Origin of the sequence: Rhizobium sp. CG5, assembly GCF_023701945.1 — a bacterium.
GTDB lineage: Bacteria > Pseudomonadota > Alphaproteobacteria > Rhizobiales > Rhizobiaceae > Allorhizobium.
Genome location: NZ_JABAEF010000012.1, coordinates 90,474 through 107,567, shown reverse-complemented (window position 1 = coordinate 107,567; position 17,094 = coordinate 90,474). Strand labels below are relative to the sequence as shown.

Annotated in this window: 6 protein-coding genes; 1 reads left to right on the top strand and 5 read right to left on the bottom strand. The window is 60.6% G+C overall.

Features of this window, described 5'->3' with window-relative positions; all coding sequences use genetic code 11:
- Positions 1-94: 94 nt before the first annotated feature.
- From HGO38_RS19515 to HGO38_RS19505, 3 genes are all read right to left on the bottom strand, one after another.
- Positions 95-2,407, bottom strand: a complete 2,313-nt coding sequence (locus tag HGO38_RS19515; RefSeq protein WP_250957569.1) for an AAA family ATPase — start codon at positions 2,405-2,407, stop codon at positions 95-97.
- Positions 2,408-2,419: 12 nt separating this feature from the next.
- Positions 2,420-7,978: a DUF3320 domain-containing protein gene (locus HGO38_RS19510; RefSeq protein WP_250957568.1), complete on the bottom strand. Its 5,559-nt coding sequence runs from the start codon at positions 7,976-7,978 to the stop codon at positions 2,420-2,422.
- A 99-nt stretch (positions 7,979-8,077) separates the two neighbouring features.
- Positions 8,078-8,380: a hypothetical protein gene (locus HGO38_RS19505; RefSeq protein ID WP_250957567.1), complete on the bottom strand. Its 303-nt coding sequence runs from the start codon at positions 8,378-8,380 to the stop codon at positions 8,078-8,080.
- 368 nt (positions 8,381-8,748) lie between these two features.
- On the opposite strand from HGO38_RS19505, the gene HGO38_RS19500 reads away from it, so the two are divergent.
- Complete coding sequence (locus HGO38_RS19500; RefSeq protein ID WP_250957566.1) at positions 8,749-9,117, top strand: very short patch repair endonuclease; 369 nt, start codon at positions 8,749-8,751, stop codon at positions 9,115-9,117.
- A gap of 54 nt (positions 9,118-9,171) precedes the next feature.
- Here the strand turns inward: HGO38_RS19500 and HGO38_RS19495 are convergent, their stop codons facing one another.
- The gene (locus tag HGO38_RS19495; RefSeq protein ID WP_250957565.1) at positions 9,172-15,048 is read right to left on the bottom strand and encodes a DEAD/DEAH box helicase; all 5,877 of its coding nucleotides are present in this window, start codon (positions 15,046-15,048) and stop codon (positions 9,172-9,174) included.
- Positions 15,049-15,050: 2 nt separating this feature from the next.
- Positions 15,051-17,081 carry an apolipoprotein A1/A4/E family protein gene (locus HGO38_RS19490; protein WP_250957564.1) on the bottom strand — a complete coding sequence of 677 codons (2,031 nt, stop codon included), beginning with the start codon at positions 17,079-17,081 and terminating at the stop codon, positions 15,051-15,053.
- Between the last annotated feature and the right edge of the window lie 13 nt (positions 17,082-17,094).

Here is a 17,094-nt window from a genome sequence, read left to right as displayed (position 1 = left end):
TACAAGCGAGCGGTTCAATTTCCTAAGCCCTCATCGCAATATTTCATTTCGTATCGTCCCAGCCATCGAGAATCACCCATCTGCGCAACCTCTATCAAGCCGGAATCGCTGGGAAGCCGCTGGGCTCAACCGAAAGTACGCCAGACTCTTCCAGCATCTCCGTTGCTGTTGCAACAACCTCGGCTGGAATCTCCTTATCTTCCGCGGTAATTGGCACTGGCCCCCGCATCATCGCATAATGCGCACCGTGCCCCGTGACACCAAAAATGCGCTCGAAGACGACCAGATACTTGTCGACAGTCGTGGCATCCAGGCTGGCATAAAGTTCGTCGCTGAAGTTGTGTGATCCGTCGTTGATCCAAGAGAAAAGCGATGCGCACACCTGCTGGTCGCGACCCTCGAACTTCTCGATGATCGAGTCCTTGTCCATGTTCCCCAGAATCGTGAAGTAGTGCTCGAGGATGCGACGCATCACGTTCTGTATCGTCACTGCCGGACGGCTGGGGCGACGGATCTCCTCCCACAATAACTCGTACGACGTGCGGATGGGATTGTGTGCGAAACCCTCGAGTTGACTTCCCTCGTTCGTCTTCCGGACGATCCAGAATGTCTCGTGGGCACGTTTGTCGGTTTTCCGATCGGGGTCGAACGTCACTTCCTTGTGAAAGTAGATGTTGTGGGTCATTACGAAGACCTGCTTGATAGCGCCCTTGCCTGAACAAGCTTCGGAAAGCACCCGCTTTATAAGCGCACTGACGATGAACAGGACGTCGCTGTCGAGACTGGATACCGGATCGTCGAAGACCACCACCCGGTTCCCGCTGATCTCTGCGGAGTTTGTACTGCCACGGATGAGATGGTAAAAATACAGGAAGGAGATGAAGCTCCGCTCTCCCTCACTCAGCGTATTGCGCGCACTACTCCCATCGCTTCGGACGATCGCATAGGATTCATCTCTGTCTCCTGCTGTTTCCAATTTAAAGCTGGTAAAGCCAAACGAGGCAAGAATTCCGTTTATCTCGTTGACGGTCGGCCTGACACTGGTCACGCTTCTCTCAAGGTCGGCCAGTGTCGTCCTTGCTGTTGCGAGGCGCTCGTTTTTGTCTTTGAGACCCGCTCGCATTCCATCGACCGCCTTGTCGAGGCTCGTCTTTTCGGAAAGGTAAGAGTCAATAGCCGACTTGTTGTCGTGGCAAACTAGCTTCCAGATTTCGGATGTCAGCCTCCCTCGCTCAGCACCGAGATTTTCGACAAGCTGATTATGCCGGGAAACGGCGGCGTTTGCCTTTTCAATGAAACTAGCGACAGCCTCGATTGCCTCAGACACCGGCTCCAGACAAACCCTAGAGCTAGGCTCGTTCCGCTTCCTCTCTATATGTCTTTTGTTGAGTTCAAGTACCGCCCGCAATCGCTCGATAAAGGGCCTAAGCGTCACAGCATCCATGTAAGGACTTCCAGAAGAAAGCGCGGCGTCCGAGACGTTGAGCAGCGCCTGCGCCTCTATCTCGTAGCTATCCCTGAGACCCTCGATCGCCTTAATGTCTGCGACATAGACCTCATCAAAAAGCGCTTTGAGCCTATCAAGCAGTTCTGCTTCCATTGCCTTCTGGCAAAATGGACAAGGTGCGCCAGTGCCTTCGACAAAATGCAGTCCGGCTCTTACCCAGTCGCTGTTACCCAGCCTGCTGATTAGTGGTGCAAGGTCGACATCCTGTTTTCCGACCACAGGTTTTTCCAGGATGGCTGCATCTCCCAGCGAGAGAACACGCCGTCCGTCGAACGTCGTAATCGGAGTCACCTTTGCAACAGCTTGCGCAAAGACTGACTCGGCTCTCGCGCGCAGATCCTCCAGCGTGCAGAGCGCCGAGGTGTTCTCTGCGGTTTCCGCCAGAACACGGTCGCAGAAACGCTCCTTTGAATTCCTCGCACCTTCAAATGCTCGCTTGAAGTCACGGTCATGCGTTGACTTGATTTGCCAGCAGCGTTCTTCGAACGCAGCCCTGAGCCGCCCGAGATCTCCCAGCTTCCCCGTGCTGGTTGCTTCTGAACCCAGGGCGAGTTTGAGTTTGTCGATCTGATCGAGGTAGTCTGCGACCTTCGCCTTGGCCTCCTCGATCTGCTTACGCTTTTCTGCTGCCACCTCTCCGAGGGTGAAAATGCCTTTGAGATGCTCCGTGAAATTGTTCTCGACGAAATCGCTGTTGTAGACAAGCGTCTCGACAGTTCGACCTCGGAACCAAATAGTAGTGCAAGTGGGGTAAGCTGCGGTATCGGCCAATATCCTGGAGATCGTAGTTTTTCCCGACCCGTTGGTTCCGAAGACGAAGTTAATCGGCTTCAATCCCTCGAGGCGCTGAGCAGTTTCAGGATAAGTCGCGACACTGGAAATGCAGATCTCTTCGAGCATTTTCTCCTCCCTTCAATGCGCCGCCGCCACCCCGAGGGTCAGCATGCCGTCTCGCAACTGAAACCTTCCTTCCGCTTTCAACGCCTCGATCCGCGAAACGATCAGATCCCTCAACTGGCTGCTGGTCGATTTAAAGCCTAGCCCCCGGGAGATGGCATTGACAGCCTCGTCCTCCGTTGCTCCGAAGCTCGTCTCGATCAGCGACACCAGTCCGGCATCGATTTCCGTCGGCGGAATCATCTCAATCCTTCGCAGGCTGACGGTGGCCACTGCACTTCGATCGCGCAGACGGACCTCGGCTCCCGGCCATAGAAGGAAATCCCCGGAGCGGTAGACATGACCGCCGTTCACGGCGATTTCAATCGCATTTCCAACATGGGCCTTTATCCTGCTCCCTGCCTGTTGAAGCCCCCATGCGCTACGTATCCGGGTGATTGTTTCGTCCCGGTGAACGGGACCTTCGGTCTCGACCATTTCCTTGACCAAATTTACGAGTATTCCCGTGGGTGTTTCATGGAGCTCGTGGTTCAAGGTCGGTGTTAGGACGACTTCCTCGTAGACCGGCGTCGAGCTGTCGTAAGAGACGGGCTCAAGCCCGATTTCCGTGACCGTCTCACGCTCGATCGTGACGACTTCAAACGGAACCGCTCGAGACGGCATCTGCAGCAGATCCGCGTTCGCGAGCGCATCCGCCTTGGCTTTCTCGATCGACGCGACCAACCGATTCAGCTCCGCCTTCGGCCGTTGGAACCAGTCCGTGCTCCAGATTCGATGTATCGTCCATCCATGGTCCTCCAAGACGGCCTGCCGCAAACGGTCCCGGTCGCGCGCCGATCTGGAGTCGTGATACGACGCGCCATCGCACTCGACCCCGAGCAGATATCGTCCGGGAATGGCTTCGTCAGCGACCGCCAGATCGATGAAGAACCCGGCGATCCCGACCTGTGGGTGGACCTGATAACCGCGCTCCTGAAGAGCAGCCATCACCTGCTCTTCGAACACGCTGTCCATATCGCGGTCGGCGCGCTGCGCCATCGAGAGCCGACCCGTGCGTGCGAAATGGAGGAAGAGCTTGAAAGCAAATACGCCCTTGCCCTTGCCGCGCTCGAGATCGATGTCCTCGTCGGTGATCGACGCATAAACCTCGCACCGCCGCTTTGCGCGGCTGATCAGGACGTTGAGACGGCGCTCACCGCCCTCGGCACCGAGAGGTCCAAAGCGCATGCCCATGAAGCCCTGCGCGTTCTTGGCGTAGGCGACCGAAATCAGGATCACGTCGCGCTCGTCACCCTGTACATTTTCCAGGTTCTTGATGAAGAATGGCTCGTGCGGATGGGCATGGAAAAATTCCTCAGTCTGAGGATTCAGACGACGCAGCAGTTCGAGCTGGTCCTGGATTTCGCGCCGCTGCTTGATCGAGAAAGCCGCAACGCCGAGGGACTGCTGGGGCGACTGCAGGGCGTGGCGGATGATCGCTTCCGCGACGACCTTTGCCTCCACCTTGTTCATGCCGTCTTCAAAGATCCCGCCCGGCACATGATGGAAGCGAAGGCCCATGCCCGCTTCCTGGGTGTAGGGACTTGGTACGATGAACAGCTTGCTGTCGTAGAACTGCGAGTTCGAGACCGCGATCAGTGACTGGTGGCGGCTGCGGTAGTGCCAGCGGAGCATCTTTTCAGGCAGTCCTCTTGCGGAAAACAGTCCTAGAATGCTTTCGATATCTGATACCTGCGCGCCATCGTGGTCATCGTCCTCGTCCGAGCCTCCCGAGGTCATCTTCGAGAAGAATTTGGTTGGCGGCAACTGGCGCTCGTCTCCGACGACCACGACCTGCCTCGCGCGGGCGACGGCACCCAACGCATCGACGGGCTGGATCTGACTGGCCTCGTCCATCACAAGGATATCGAACTCGAGCACTCCCGGCGGCAGGAACTGAGCGATGGAAAGCGGACTCATCATGAACACGGGCTTCAGCGCCTGGATGGCCGGAGAAGCCTTCTGCATGAGCTGCCGGATCGGCATGTGGTTGCGTCTGCGAGCCATTTCGCCCCGAAGTATGCCGACTGGACCGATGCCGCTGACCTGGGGAATCCTCCGGTGATGAGCCCTCACGACCTCTAGCCTCGAAAGCCGCATGCGACCTTTGTCGAGGGAGGCGAACTCGCTGACAAGCCTACCATGGACCTCACCATCGAACCGGGCAAGCTCCGGATCACTGGCATGCTGGTGCCTGAGAATCGCCTCGTAGAATGCCATCTCGAAATACTGGATGACATCCGAGGTCGGAACCCGTCCATCCTGCAGGCGGTCCACGACCAGACCTACCCCGAGCTTCGTGGCGTCCTCCGCACGCCCGTTGTAGGCGGCAAACTTCGAGAGTTGTTCCTCGTTCTCGATCCATCGGGCCAGCTTTTCCCCAAGCAGGTTCAACGTGACATCGACGACCTCGGCGGCACCGAACAATGCATCAGGTGTCGCCTGAAGGAATGTCAGGATATCACGGATTTCACGGACAAACCGTTCCGCGTCGCTTGTGGTCTTCCGCGCTTGGGCGGAAACACTTCTTCTGTCGGAAATCCGGGACGCAAGGACGCGAATGTCGCCGTTTTCGAAGATCCAGTCCACGATGCCGGAAAGCGTCGGCCAATCCGATGCACCGCCCTTCCAGAGCGCGCCAAAAGCGGCCCTCCCGAGTTGGTCGGAGCCATCGAGGAATTTTTTGCGCTCCTGCGCCGCGACCAAGCGCTCGAGCCACGCGATACGTTCGCTGTTCGCGTCGGGCTGAGCACGGACCACCGCTGCGAAGGTGGCGTCGGCTGCGGCGATTTCCTTGAGGACCGCCGCGGCCTGGGTGAGGAGGACTTCATCCGGCGCGATTGCGTTCTGGAAGACAGCCGCGGTGCGATCACCGAGATCTGACCACAAGAGATCCAGCAGCCGCCTCGCCACTTCCAGCAGCGCTCTGACCTGCTCGCACCGTGACGCCACGGCCTGCTTGTCAGTGAGCCTGCTAGCGATCATCCGGGCTTCTGCGCCAAGCCCCCGCAGACTGCGCATCCAGAGCACGAGGCTTTCGAGCGGCGTCGGGTCGGAGCGCTCGCCGCGCCAGTCCGCGCCGAATGCGCCTCTTCCGAGGCTGTCACCATCCTTGATGGTGGCTCTCGCCTGCTTGCCCCTGTGAAGGAGATCAAGAAGGCGAACCGTCTCGTCCGGTGGCGCGTCAGGCATTACGGTTCGCAGGAGGGCCTTCGCCTTGCGCCAGTCCCCGCTCAGGAATTTCAGCGCCTTGTGACCGTGCATCGCAACTGCTGTGCGGGCCTGGGTGAGATCGATGTCCCACGCCTGGTCAGCGACCTTGCCCGACAGCTCAGACTTGATCTTCCTGTAGGTGGCGACCGCATCGGCCAGATCGCTCGCCTGGTCCAGGCCACGCTCCCAGATGGCGGCGACGAAAGCATCCGGACTTGCATCCGGAGCGTCGGCAACACGTTCACCGATGGCGACGAGCCTGCCGATCGATCCAATGGTAGGTGATGCGTTGATCCCGAGCATTTGCTTCAACGACGCGGCGGCCTGAAGGAAGCGCGGGAGAAGAGCGTCGATCTGCGCGATAACCGCGAAGGTCGAGGCAGGGAATGAACCCGGCAACCGATTGAACGATGCGAGCGCCGGCTGGGGATCGGTTCCCCACGCGCTCGCGGTCATCACCGCATCGACCTGACCCGATAGCCTCAGGAACTCATGACCGTCCCGCACGGCGTTCGCGATATCCTGGTGCGATGAAGTCCAGACCTCCGCAGCAAGCGCTTCCGAAGAGATCTCGTCCGGACATGCAGCAATGCGGTCGGACAGCAAGCCTACCTTGCCGAAATCCGTGACTGACGTCGCCGTGGCCTGGTGAAGAGCATCCGTCACACCGTTCATCGACCCGCGCAGTGCGTTCAGATCAGAGGATGCATCGGCAAGCCGCTTGGTTAGCCGCTCAAGGTCGAGCGGAGTGATGCCAGTCAGCCCGACCCCGTACCAGGCATGCTGTGACGGCAAGCCGATGTCGTCGATACGCTGCGCCAACTCCGATAGAACAGATGTAATCCGTTCTCGTGCTTCCGGTATCCAACCCGGCGCCCCTGCAATCTCAATGTCGGATGGCGGCATGCCTATACGCCGCAGCCGCGACAGATGACCGACAACTTGGTAATGCGTCAGCTCATACGGCCCATAGATGCGATGAATCCGTTCAGGATGCGCGTTTAGGCCATCCCTGGCTTCGAGCAGCCGTCGGTCGAATGCATCCGCTTGCTCTCCCTTCGGCGCTCCCAGTTCCCAGACATGCTGCAGCTCGGCCAAGACGGCGCGCTTGTTCGCCTTGTTCGAATGGAGCTCGAGACAGGCGTCCCCAACCCCCGCCTGGTCTAGGCGCCGCTTGACCACTTCGAGTGCGGCCATTTTTTCAGCAACGAATAGAACGGTCTTCCCGTCGGCCACGGCTGCCGCGATGATATTCGCGATGGTTTGAGATTTTCCCGTGCCAGGAGGACCCTGGATGACAAGGTCGCGTCCACGGCGAGCTTCATGGATGGCGACGGTCTGCGAACTGTCGGCATCAACGATGTGCGTCATCTCCGATGGAGAAATATGCGCGTCGATCTTCTCATCGTCCGGGAGCAAAGCGTCGGACCTGGAAAATCCATGCGAGACCAATGACGTGATAAGCGGCCTGTCAGTGAATTTCGCGCCTGCGGGCCACAGTCCGGGGTCGAGGTCGCGATACATCAGGAACTTGGCGAAAGAGAAAAAGCCGAGGACGATATCGTCCGACTGGACTGACCAGTTCGGCTTTATCGAAACTGCGGCCTCCACCTGCTGGATATAGGATGCAAAATTGAAGTCGTCGGATGCTTCGAATTCCGGCATCCGGATCTTGTGAACCCGGTCGAGGAACGCCTCGAGGGACAGGTTCGATGCAAAGTCCTCCTGACGAGCTCGCAGCTTGAAACGCTCTGCGGCGCTTCCCCGCTCCAGAACCACGGGCACCAAGATAAGCGGCGCGTACCGCACGTTCTCCGCATTGTTGGGATCGATCCATTTCAGGGTGCCAAGACCGAGGTACAGGATGTTTACCCCCTGCTCCTCCTCGAGCGTCCTCGCGTCGAAATAGAGATCAAGAAGGCGCTTCTGCAGCGCGTTAGGCGTCATGCGTGTCTGAAGCTTGGTGTCGCGATGCCTTATAAGACGACCGGATTCATCGCGTTCGTCGTCGTCCGGCAGAGCTAATTCTATGAGCTCATCTGCATCCTCGCCATCCTTAGATTCGCGTCCTTTCGCCCCTGCAAGGAAAGTCATCGCCTTTCCGTCGGCGACGAGGATCCTGAAGACTTCCGACGACTGCTCCCCGACAATGTCGATCGTCTTGGCGCTCTTGGAGAACCGCGGCACATTCAGAAGTCGGTTTCTTGCTGAAAGATCGAGAAGCTCGGTTCGCGCTCGTTCGATCTTTGCCTCAACAGAGAGATTGCTCTGGAAGATCGATTGCTCGGCGATTTCGCCAACAGTCGCTACATCGTCGGACATATGCACTCCCCCTAAATTCCCCAGAAGGCAGTGATGCACAGTGGAAGCGCTAAGGTCCAGATGCGGGAGAGCAACTTCAGCGATTATTCTCTTTATACTTCAATGCAGACGCACAGTGACAAAACGAGAGCGGTGGGTGGCAGATGTTTTCGGATCGCGCAGTTCATCCCACCTCAGGTGCGGAAGGATTTCAATTTTCCGCTGCATCCCGGCGCCGATCCCGAACCAAGTCCTGACCGAAGCAACGAGGGTGGCGGTGGGCCAATACTCGAAAGGCTCCGGTAATTCGAAGTCAGCAAGACTGTCTGGTTTGCGTCCGCGCGGCTGCCCTCGCTCCTCCCCGACAAAAGTGTATGCCGTGGCATCACGTATATCGAAGATGGGGGGATCGCGCGGTATCATGGCATCGACTTAGAAACCATCCCAGTCCGGTGGCAGGTGACGAGTGGATCATTCGAACTCCAATGAGTCAAAGCGTGGGGACCGGAGGTCGCCTCCCCGTTGTCGAAAGGTCCGAATCGCCCCCCCGGCTCCGAAACCCATGAATTCCTACCAGGAGGCGCGCATTACCTTCCACAAGGGAGGCTAGAGCTGGCTCGGTTTGTCTGAACAGTTTCGGGCGTTTTGTTAAGTGGATTTGCGCCTCGACAATACTGCTACCATCGCGGCGCAAATAGGAACCTCTACGAAAAAACGGCGACCGCGAATTTACTGCTCCGAAATGCGTGTCTTCGCCATTTTGATGCCACGTGTACCTGCAGAAATTAAGCATGGATTACACACGACCCTCTTCTTCTGTACGCCGACGAATGCAGAGAACTCGCGGCCACGACAATCCGTTCGAGCGCGCCGTAAGATCACGAGTCTATGCCAAGGGCATTCGTTACAGGATCCATTACCCAATCCCGGGCATGAAACGCTTCACCTGCGACCTCGCAGTTCCCGGCCTGAAGATCGCTGTTTTCCTAGACGGCTGCTTTTGGCACGGATGCACCATGCATCCACCTTCCGTAAAGAAGAACAGGGTTTTCTGGCTGGAAAAGATCGCCCGAAACCAGGCACGTGATATCGGTGTGCGCGGGCATCTTGAAAAAATCGGATGGACGACATTGCGCTTCTGGGAGCATGAACCGGTCTAGGTCATCGCTGATAGGATAGCCTCGACCGTCCAAAATCTTCGAGCCGTCGCAACCTCATCTCGAGGACAAGCGAGCGCGTTGCAGCACATGAAGGGGGCGTCGCGACAATTCGAAACTGTCGATCGCGACGTAACGCTGATCCAGACCCAAGGAATCTAATAGACGCTCCGCGTCCCATAAGGGATGGACAACCACGCCCCAGCGACTGTTGCGTTCATCGAGGGAAAAGGTCGGAATGTCCGGCCTCCCCTTCACGCTCGAGATCGTGTTGCCGGGAATGAATGTCTTCGTCTGGAGAGCAAGCTCCTTGGCGGTCGCAGGCCAGTCACTGAGTTCGAAGTGGCCGTAGTTCCCGTCGATCCCGCACTCGTAGCAGGGGTCGACCATCGCCCGCAGGTAGGAGAGCCCGAGCCGCCAGTCGAGCAGACCGTGGAAGTTCCTGTTGTTGTACCTCTGCAGGCACCTGTAGCAGGAGGCTCCGCACCGCTTCATGTGTTCGGCATCGGCCACGTCAGTTCTCGGCCATGCGCCCTCCCCGTCGAGGATGCTGCCGATCAGAGCGGAGACCGGGATGGTACTGTCGCCCAGAAGATGCCGGCAGAAGCCTGAGCCGTTTGGAAGCGCATCCGATATCTGCAGGTATGGCAGGCGCTCCCCGGTCGGAGAGACCATGATGTTCGGCGCGAGCGCGTCGAACTCCTCCGGCGCGATGTCGAGATCGAGCGCGGCGCGCTGGACGAGGATCTCCGTCGCCGATATCGCCGCGGCGCGCACGCTCGTGCGGGCCGGATCCCGACGGCCCATGGAGAGGCCGATGTCCATGTCGAGCAGTCGCAGGTTCGGATTGAGCTTGACGGGGCCGATCTGCAGCGAGTTGGTGACCTTGGTAGAGGCGAGCCATGCGCTGATGGGTTCCTCCACCGCCCGGTAGCGGCCGTTCGGGTCGTCTGCGAGGGCATCGGTGGCGATGGCCTGTTCCGCAAGCTTCATAAGCGGCTTGTCCTTCCACCACCATATGCGCTGCGCGTCATTGTCGATAGCCTCCTGGACTTCGAAGCCAGTGAAGTCCGTGTCGTCCCTGAAGCCGGGGTTGACGAGGAAGATCTCCGACTGCTCCGCGAAGTTGACGCTGAGGTTCTCGTCCGTCGTCTGCCTGTCCGGCTTACCGAGGCTGGCGAGGGTCATGCGCTGGCCGACCTTCGATGCGAGGTTCTCGTCAGTCGGGCGAAGCTCCGTCCGATAAGCAGCAGGCGTGATGCAACGGATCCCGGTGTCGGCCAGAGGCGCATCGCACGCATGGCAGGCGACGGTTTGTTCGGTGCCCCTGCTCCACGCGCCGCACTGCCCGCAGAAGCGGAGATGGAAGTCGTCCTTCCACCAGTTCGAGAACGGCCTCATGGGAGCACCGAAATCGGTGGCGAACTCGTCGGGGTCGGGAATCACGCCCGTGAACCCGATGCAGCGGTGGCGCAGCTTCTCGCGCGTGCGGACACTGCCGGGGGCGAAGTCGAAGATCGCCATGTCCTGGTCGCGGTCGATGGTGTCCCATTCGGCCTCGAAGCTTCCCTTGGTCTTCTTCAGCTCGACGTAGAGATTGCGCGACCTCGTGGGCATGCCATAAAGCGGAACAAGACCGCGTTCCGCGAGTGCCGCCGCTATGCCGATCGCCTGCAGGCCAAACTCATCCTCGAGACTGTCGATGGCTGCGAGAACGGTGTCCGCCGAGACCGCCGCCAGGATCTTCTCCAAATCGCAGTCCGAGACGGCGGCGAGGATCGTCGCCAGCCGGACACGCCGATGGTCCGTGCGCTCCAGCGCGTCGGACAGCCGATCCCGCCAGTTCATGTCCTGCCGGAAGTATTCCCTGCAGTAGAGGAACTCGCCGTGGATGTCGCCGGGAACGAGGTCGTCTCCCGCCCATGTCCCACCGCTTTCCTCGCGGAGAATGCGGAAGGCCTCGACCAGCCAGAACTTGCGCAGCAGACGGCACGGGATATCCGTCAGTCCGGTCGTGATGAACGGCGGCGGCGGAGCCGATCCGGTGATCTCGATCGGGTTGTGGAAGTAGTGGATGTCGTGGCTCTTGCTGCGGCAGACGGTAAGAACGGTCGAGAACGCCTGTCCACGACGGCCAGCACGGCCCACGCGCTGCTGATAGTTAAAGCGCTGGGGCGGCATGTTTCCCTGATAGACCGCCTGCAGGGAGCCGATGTCGACACCCACTTCCATAGTCGTCGTGACGGAAAGCAGGTCGGACGTGTCGAAGAGTCTGCGCCAGCGGAAGTCTTCGTCGGTCTCGTCGTCCTCCTTAACGAACACTCCCTTAAACTGCTGGAGCCGCCCGGCCGGATCGCTCGTCTGGCCCGTCAGCTCCTCGCACTTGAGCCTGAAATGCGGCTCCCCGCTCGATATCGCGCGCATCACCCTGCGTCCGAGGAAGTTCTCTCCGGATATCTTCGCAGCCGTCAGATCCTCGGGCCGGGTCAGCGGCTCCCCGCAGCGGGTGCAGCGCCCGAACCCGGTGTGGAGATGGACGCGTCCGCAGCGGCCGCAGCGCCAGGCGGCTGCGGACGGGTCGGCGGCGCGGAAGAAGAGCATGCTGATGTCGATCGACCCGTCGCCGCGAGTCTGGCGCAGGGTGGTCCTGAGCTTGTCGAGGAAGGCGTCACATTCCTGTTCCGGATGCTGAAGGATCTTCGACATCAGGCGCCTCAGCCTGTTGTCGCCCCTGCCGAGCATGTCGAAGGCGTTCTTCCAGGCGGTACGCGTCTCCTCCTGGAACTGGTTGGGCGTGATCCGATAGGCATCGGCGAAGATGCGCAGCATCGCGTCGTCGCGCGACTTATCGGGTGTGTATTCCTCTGGGCCGTAGAAGCTCGGCCATCCGAGACCCGTCTCCTCCAGCGCGAAGTACGTCTTGCTGAATAGCAGGTCGGCGGCATCCGGCGGCTGCTCGTCCTGAACCTTCTCGCGCGCCTTGCGGATCAGCTTGAGCTGCTCTTCGGTGACATCGTGCTTCCACGATATCTGGCCGTTGCCGTCCATCTCGAAAAATTCGTACCAGTTACGGTTGCGGATGCGTGTGTGGATCGTGTCGGCTCCCTCGACGGGTGTCGAGCCGAGCTTCATCAGCTCGGTCAGGATAGGCCGCGTAGCGTTGCCCGCCTTGTCGCGCTCGAATTCGAAGAGGTCCTTGAGCGGGACGCTCGGAGGCTGCCCCGCCCCGGCCTTGCGCTTCTGAAGGGCCTTGAGCCGAGGCTGGAGATGATCGGTGTCCTTGTCATCCATCATCAGGTCGGCGACTTCGCGCTTCAGGCGTTGGTACTCGGCCTCGTCATTCGCGGTGTAAGTGTGCTCGGCGGCGATGCGCGTCGCGGCCGATATGAGGATCTCGCGGCGTAGGTCGCGCTGGTGCTGCACCTCGACCTCGAGGGCGAGGTTCGCCGCATCTTCGCGGCTGTCGGAGAAGGCGACCAGCTTGCCGTCGCCGCCCTGTGCCTTCAGGGATGCGACCAGTTCGGTGGCGAGGAGCTGTGAGGTCTTGCCGAAACCAGTCCTGAAGCTTCTGATCGGCGACAGGCGGCCCTCGCGCCTCTTCGAGTTTGCCTGTCGATAGCGTCCTGAATAGTCCGTGCCGCACTTGGCGCAGCAGAACGGAACCGCGGTGCCGTCGTCTTCCATCGTGCGGCTTTGGAACCCGTCGGTTCCGGTCCAGCGAAGCAGATGGCCAGGAACGTCGCCCGTCTCTTCCTTGTCGCTAACGACACCTGTTCGGGGATTGAGGTAGCCGAACGTCCATCGATACGGTGTCCTGCCCGTGCGGATCTCGACTTCGGCCTGCCCCTGGCTCGGCCAGAAGAGGGCGAATTCACGGTAGCTGGCGTCCTCGAAGCGGATCGACGAGGCGCTCTCCGGAAGCTTCTCCAGTTCCTGCGGGGCAGGAAGCAACGACACGCGGCGCGACGAGCCGGGATCGGTCTCCCCGCGCTTACCGCCGAGATAGAGATCCCCGCACGCTTCGCAGTAGAGCATCTCGAACAGCCGCTTGCGGCCTTCCGTATCGCTCTCTCCGTCGTAGTTCTGGCCTCGCTCGATGCTGGGGGTTCCCCAGACGACGGCACCGTCATCCTCCCTGTGGATGGAGGCGAACAGGCCTTCGATGTTGCGGACGAAGCAGTGCATCCTGAAGCCCGGCAGCGAGGCGACGATCGACCGTCGCGGCGCGAGTTCGGCGGGCAGCACGGGGATCGGATGGTCGGGGCCGGGAAGATCCGGGATCGCCCTCAGGGCAAGCAGGCCACGAACGGCCTCTCTGTCGTCGGCTCCGAACAGAACCTTGCCGATATCCTCGACCGTGCGCGGCCGCTTGGATCCATGCTTGTCCTGATCCTGCAGCGCGTAGTCGAGCATCGCGGCCGCCGTCACCGTGGCCGCCTCCATCATCGCCGCAGGGGTCTTTCCGGCAGAACCCGGAATGCTCGCCGCCGCGGCGAGGAAGCGGTCGAGAAGATCGCCGGGTTTCCGGCGATAGTCGAGGTTCTCCAGCGCGCGTGCGAGTTCGGCCAGACTGTCGCGTGACGGCATGCTGTCGGGCCGCGTGACCTCGATGGTCTCGCCTTGGACAACGCTCTGCTTCCAGGCTTCATCGAGATCTGTGGCTCCCGCCGTCCCCGCGTCGCCAAACATGTTCTTGAGGTAGTCGATGCTGGCCGCGGCGTTTTCGTCGTCCATCGGAAGCGACGCGGACGAGGACAGGATGCGGAGCTTGTGGGCGTTCGCCGGATCGGCCAGCCCGAGCCGCTCGAGAAGCACCTTGAGAAGGCCCGCCATTTCGGCACCGGCCGAACCGCGGATCAGGTGAAGCTCGTCGAGCACGAGGAAGAAGCGTGCATCGTCGTTCCCGGTCAGCCATTCGCGGGTCTGCGTGAGGATCGGGTCATCGACTTCGCGGACGAGCATTGCGTTGAGGATCGACTGGTTGGTGACGAGGATGTCCGGCGGGGTAGCCTGCATGTCCCAGCGCGATATCAGTTCGCCGCCGTCCGTCGCGGGGAAGATGTACCGCAGGTCAGGATCTGCATCGCCCGCCAGACGCTGCTGGATCGACTGGTAGCGCTGCAGTTGCTGCTTCAGCTCCCGGCGCGCTCGGGTGTTGCGCGCCTTCCACGTCTTGTCCTTGCTCTTGCGCGGGTGGCTCAGGAAGCCCGTGACCGGAGACTTGCCCGTGTATCGCCCGAAGAAGACGCGGTTGCCGTTGAAATGACGCGCCATGACATCCTGCGCCTCGTCGGAATCAAGCGCCTTGCGCAGGCGGACCATCTGGTCTTCAACGAGCGCGTTGAGTGGATAGAGGATGAGCGCCCTGACCGCCTTGGACCTGTCCGGATGCTCGTTCCTGCGGTGCGGCTGGAATTCGCGACCCTTTTCGAGCCACAAGTCATCGAGCGGCTGCAGGGGGGCGGGCCATGACGTAGCCTCCCGTGCGAGCTGGGCGAGGATCGGCAGCATGAAGGATTCCGTCTTGCCGGAACCCGTGCCCGAGGTGACGATGCCGGGCGTTCCGTCCCGCGCACCCTTTTCCAGCATCTGCACCTGATGCAGATAGGGGGCGTAGGCGCCCTTGTATTCGCCGCTGGACTTGTCGCGGTCGAAGAGGCCGGAGAGCGCAAGTTCGACGAAAGCCTGGCGTTCGCTCCGCGAGAAATGCGGGAGCCGTCCTTCGGGATCATCGATCAGCCCCTCGAGCCCATACTTGACTGGCTTGTAGCGCGCCACGGCTTCGAAGATCGGATCGAGGGAAAGCTCACCCGGCGTGGACAGCAGTTTCCTCCTAAGCGCCGACACGCGCGGATCATCGATCCGGTACGCCGTGTCCAGGTACGCGAGGAACTGATCGATCATCCTGTTGAAGCCGCCAATCGGATCAAACATGTTCAGCCCTCTATATTCTTGAAGTATTTGTTGTGTTCGTGCTCGTCGCCCGCGGCGGTGGCCGAAAGCCACTTCGCCTGCCGGAGGAAGACATCCTTCAGGTCCCCGACCTTCATCCATGCCGGGGTGCGCGCGAGTGCCCTTGCGGCGTTCTGCATGACAACGCCCTCAAGTCCTCCGTCGATGAGGATATCCACCGCTTCCTGGAACCGTTCAGGATCTGAGCCGGCCGATGGCCAGAGCCCTTCGAACTTTGCGGAGCCGGGGCGCGCCAACTTCCCCGCCGCGACGGGGAACAGGTGTCGGAGCGCGGTGTCAGGGATCGAAATGCGCATCCCGTCCGTGCCAGCGCTTGCAAACAGCGTAAGGTTGCGCGGAAGGCGGCCGACCCTTCTCATCTCGATAATCTGGGGGAGCCAGTATTCGCACGGGCCGTTGGTGATGCCGCACAGTGCAGCGGCGGCCAGCATTTCGGGGCGTGCCCTCGCCATGTCGATGGCGGCCTTGAAGCCCGAATTCTCGTCGTTGAGGATATCAGCAAGGGAGAGCCTGGTGGGATCGCAGAAGACGATCGCAGCATCCTCCCCGGCTATGGCCGTGGCGATGTCGACCACAGCGGCAGCCGCGTCGGGTCCGACCAGAACAGGAACCACGTCCATTCCCAGTGCGATGACGGCTGCGACCTCGGGGTGCGTCAGGCCAGTGGCGACGGACAGCTCGCGGACGGTCTTCTGCCTCTGCTCGTCCGAAGCGAATGGCGGCCGAGGGGGTGTCGGAGCCGCTTCCTCCGCCTGGGGCGCCGCGACTGGCATCGGTGCCGCTGGAGCGGCGGCTGCGATCTGGGCCATATCGTCGCGCAAGCGAGCGACCTCTTCCCGGATCATGGCCGCATCTCGCGAGGATTCGCTCTTGATCCCTTCGGCGGCGCTCGCGATTCGGTCGCGCAGGGTCTCCTCGTGCTTCTCAGTCTCGGTCCTGAGAAGGGCCTCTCGGTGAGAGAACATTGCGAGTTTTGCTTCCGCGGTGGCGACTTCTTCCCGAAGCGCTGCCAGGCGGGCGCTGTCGGCCTCCGTCTCCCTGCGGAGCTGGTCTTCCAGTTCCGCTCGCAGCCGTATCTTCTCCGCTTCCCCGAACCTTGCGATCATGTCCTTGAACGCAGCATCACGCCCGAGGATTTTGGGCAGGATGTCGGCAAGCTCGGTGCGCATCGACAGATGTCCTGCCACAGCGGCCAGATCGGCCTTCTCCTCCTCGCTGACGGCCTTGTCGGCCAGCAGGCGGAGGAGTTCCGTGGGAGCCATGGGGCCTGCCGGAAGGGTGAGGGCCGCTGTCGTCCGGGAGAGCCATCGCTCAACCGACTGAAAGATCTCCTCCTCGGAGCGCAGATCCGTGCATTTCGGCTCGGACCACTTGGGATTGGAGGCGAAAACCACGAGGCCATGGCCCAGCCTGATCATTTCGGGGCTATTTTCGAGCGCCACCGTCGCGACAGATCGCAGCGTCGCCCGCTTCAGACCGTATCTACCCGATGGCAGTGCATCGAAACCCGATGTCAGCCACTGGCCGGGCCGCACCTCGATTGCGGAAACCGCGGTTTCGAGCGGGATATGCAGCGTGCCTTGGGAAAGCGCTGTAAGCGTCTCGTCGTTGCTGCCGTCCGGAGGGCTGTAGCCGACGATAAGCTTTGTCGCGGATGAAAAGGAGACAGCGTCGAATTTGCCGGGGACAACGTTTTCGTTGACGAGCTTCGGAACCTTGAAGATTGAGCTTGCCTGAATTCTGGCGGCCATCGGTGAAACACCGATCGAGAATGCCGGGCTGATGGCATCTTCCTTCTGAAGAAGGATCTTCGGCTCCTTTTTCTCGCCAGTGACCAGCCAGAAGGAATCCGTTCCCCACAGCGCCATCCTGCTGTCGCGGGTCTCCTTGACCTTGCCGCTGTTAGCGTCTCCATCCTTCACTTCAGATATGATCGCGACATCGTGCCCGACAAGCTGCCTTACCCTGTAAACCGTCTTGCTTGATACTGACATGCTTCCATCTCTT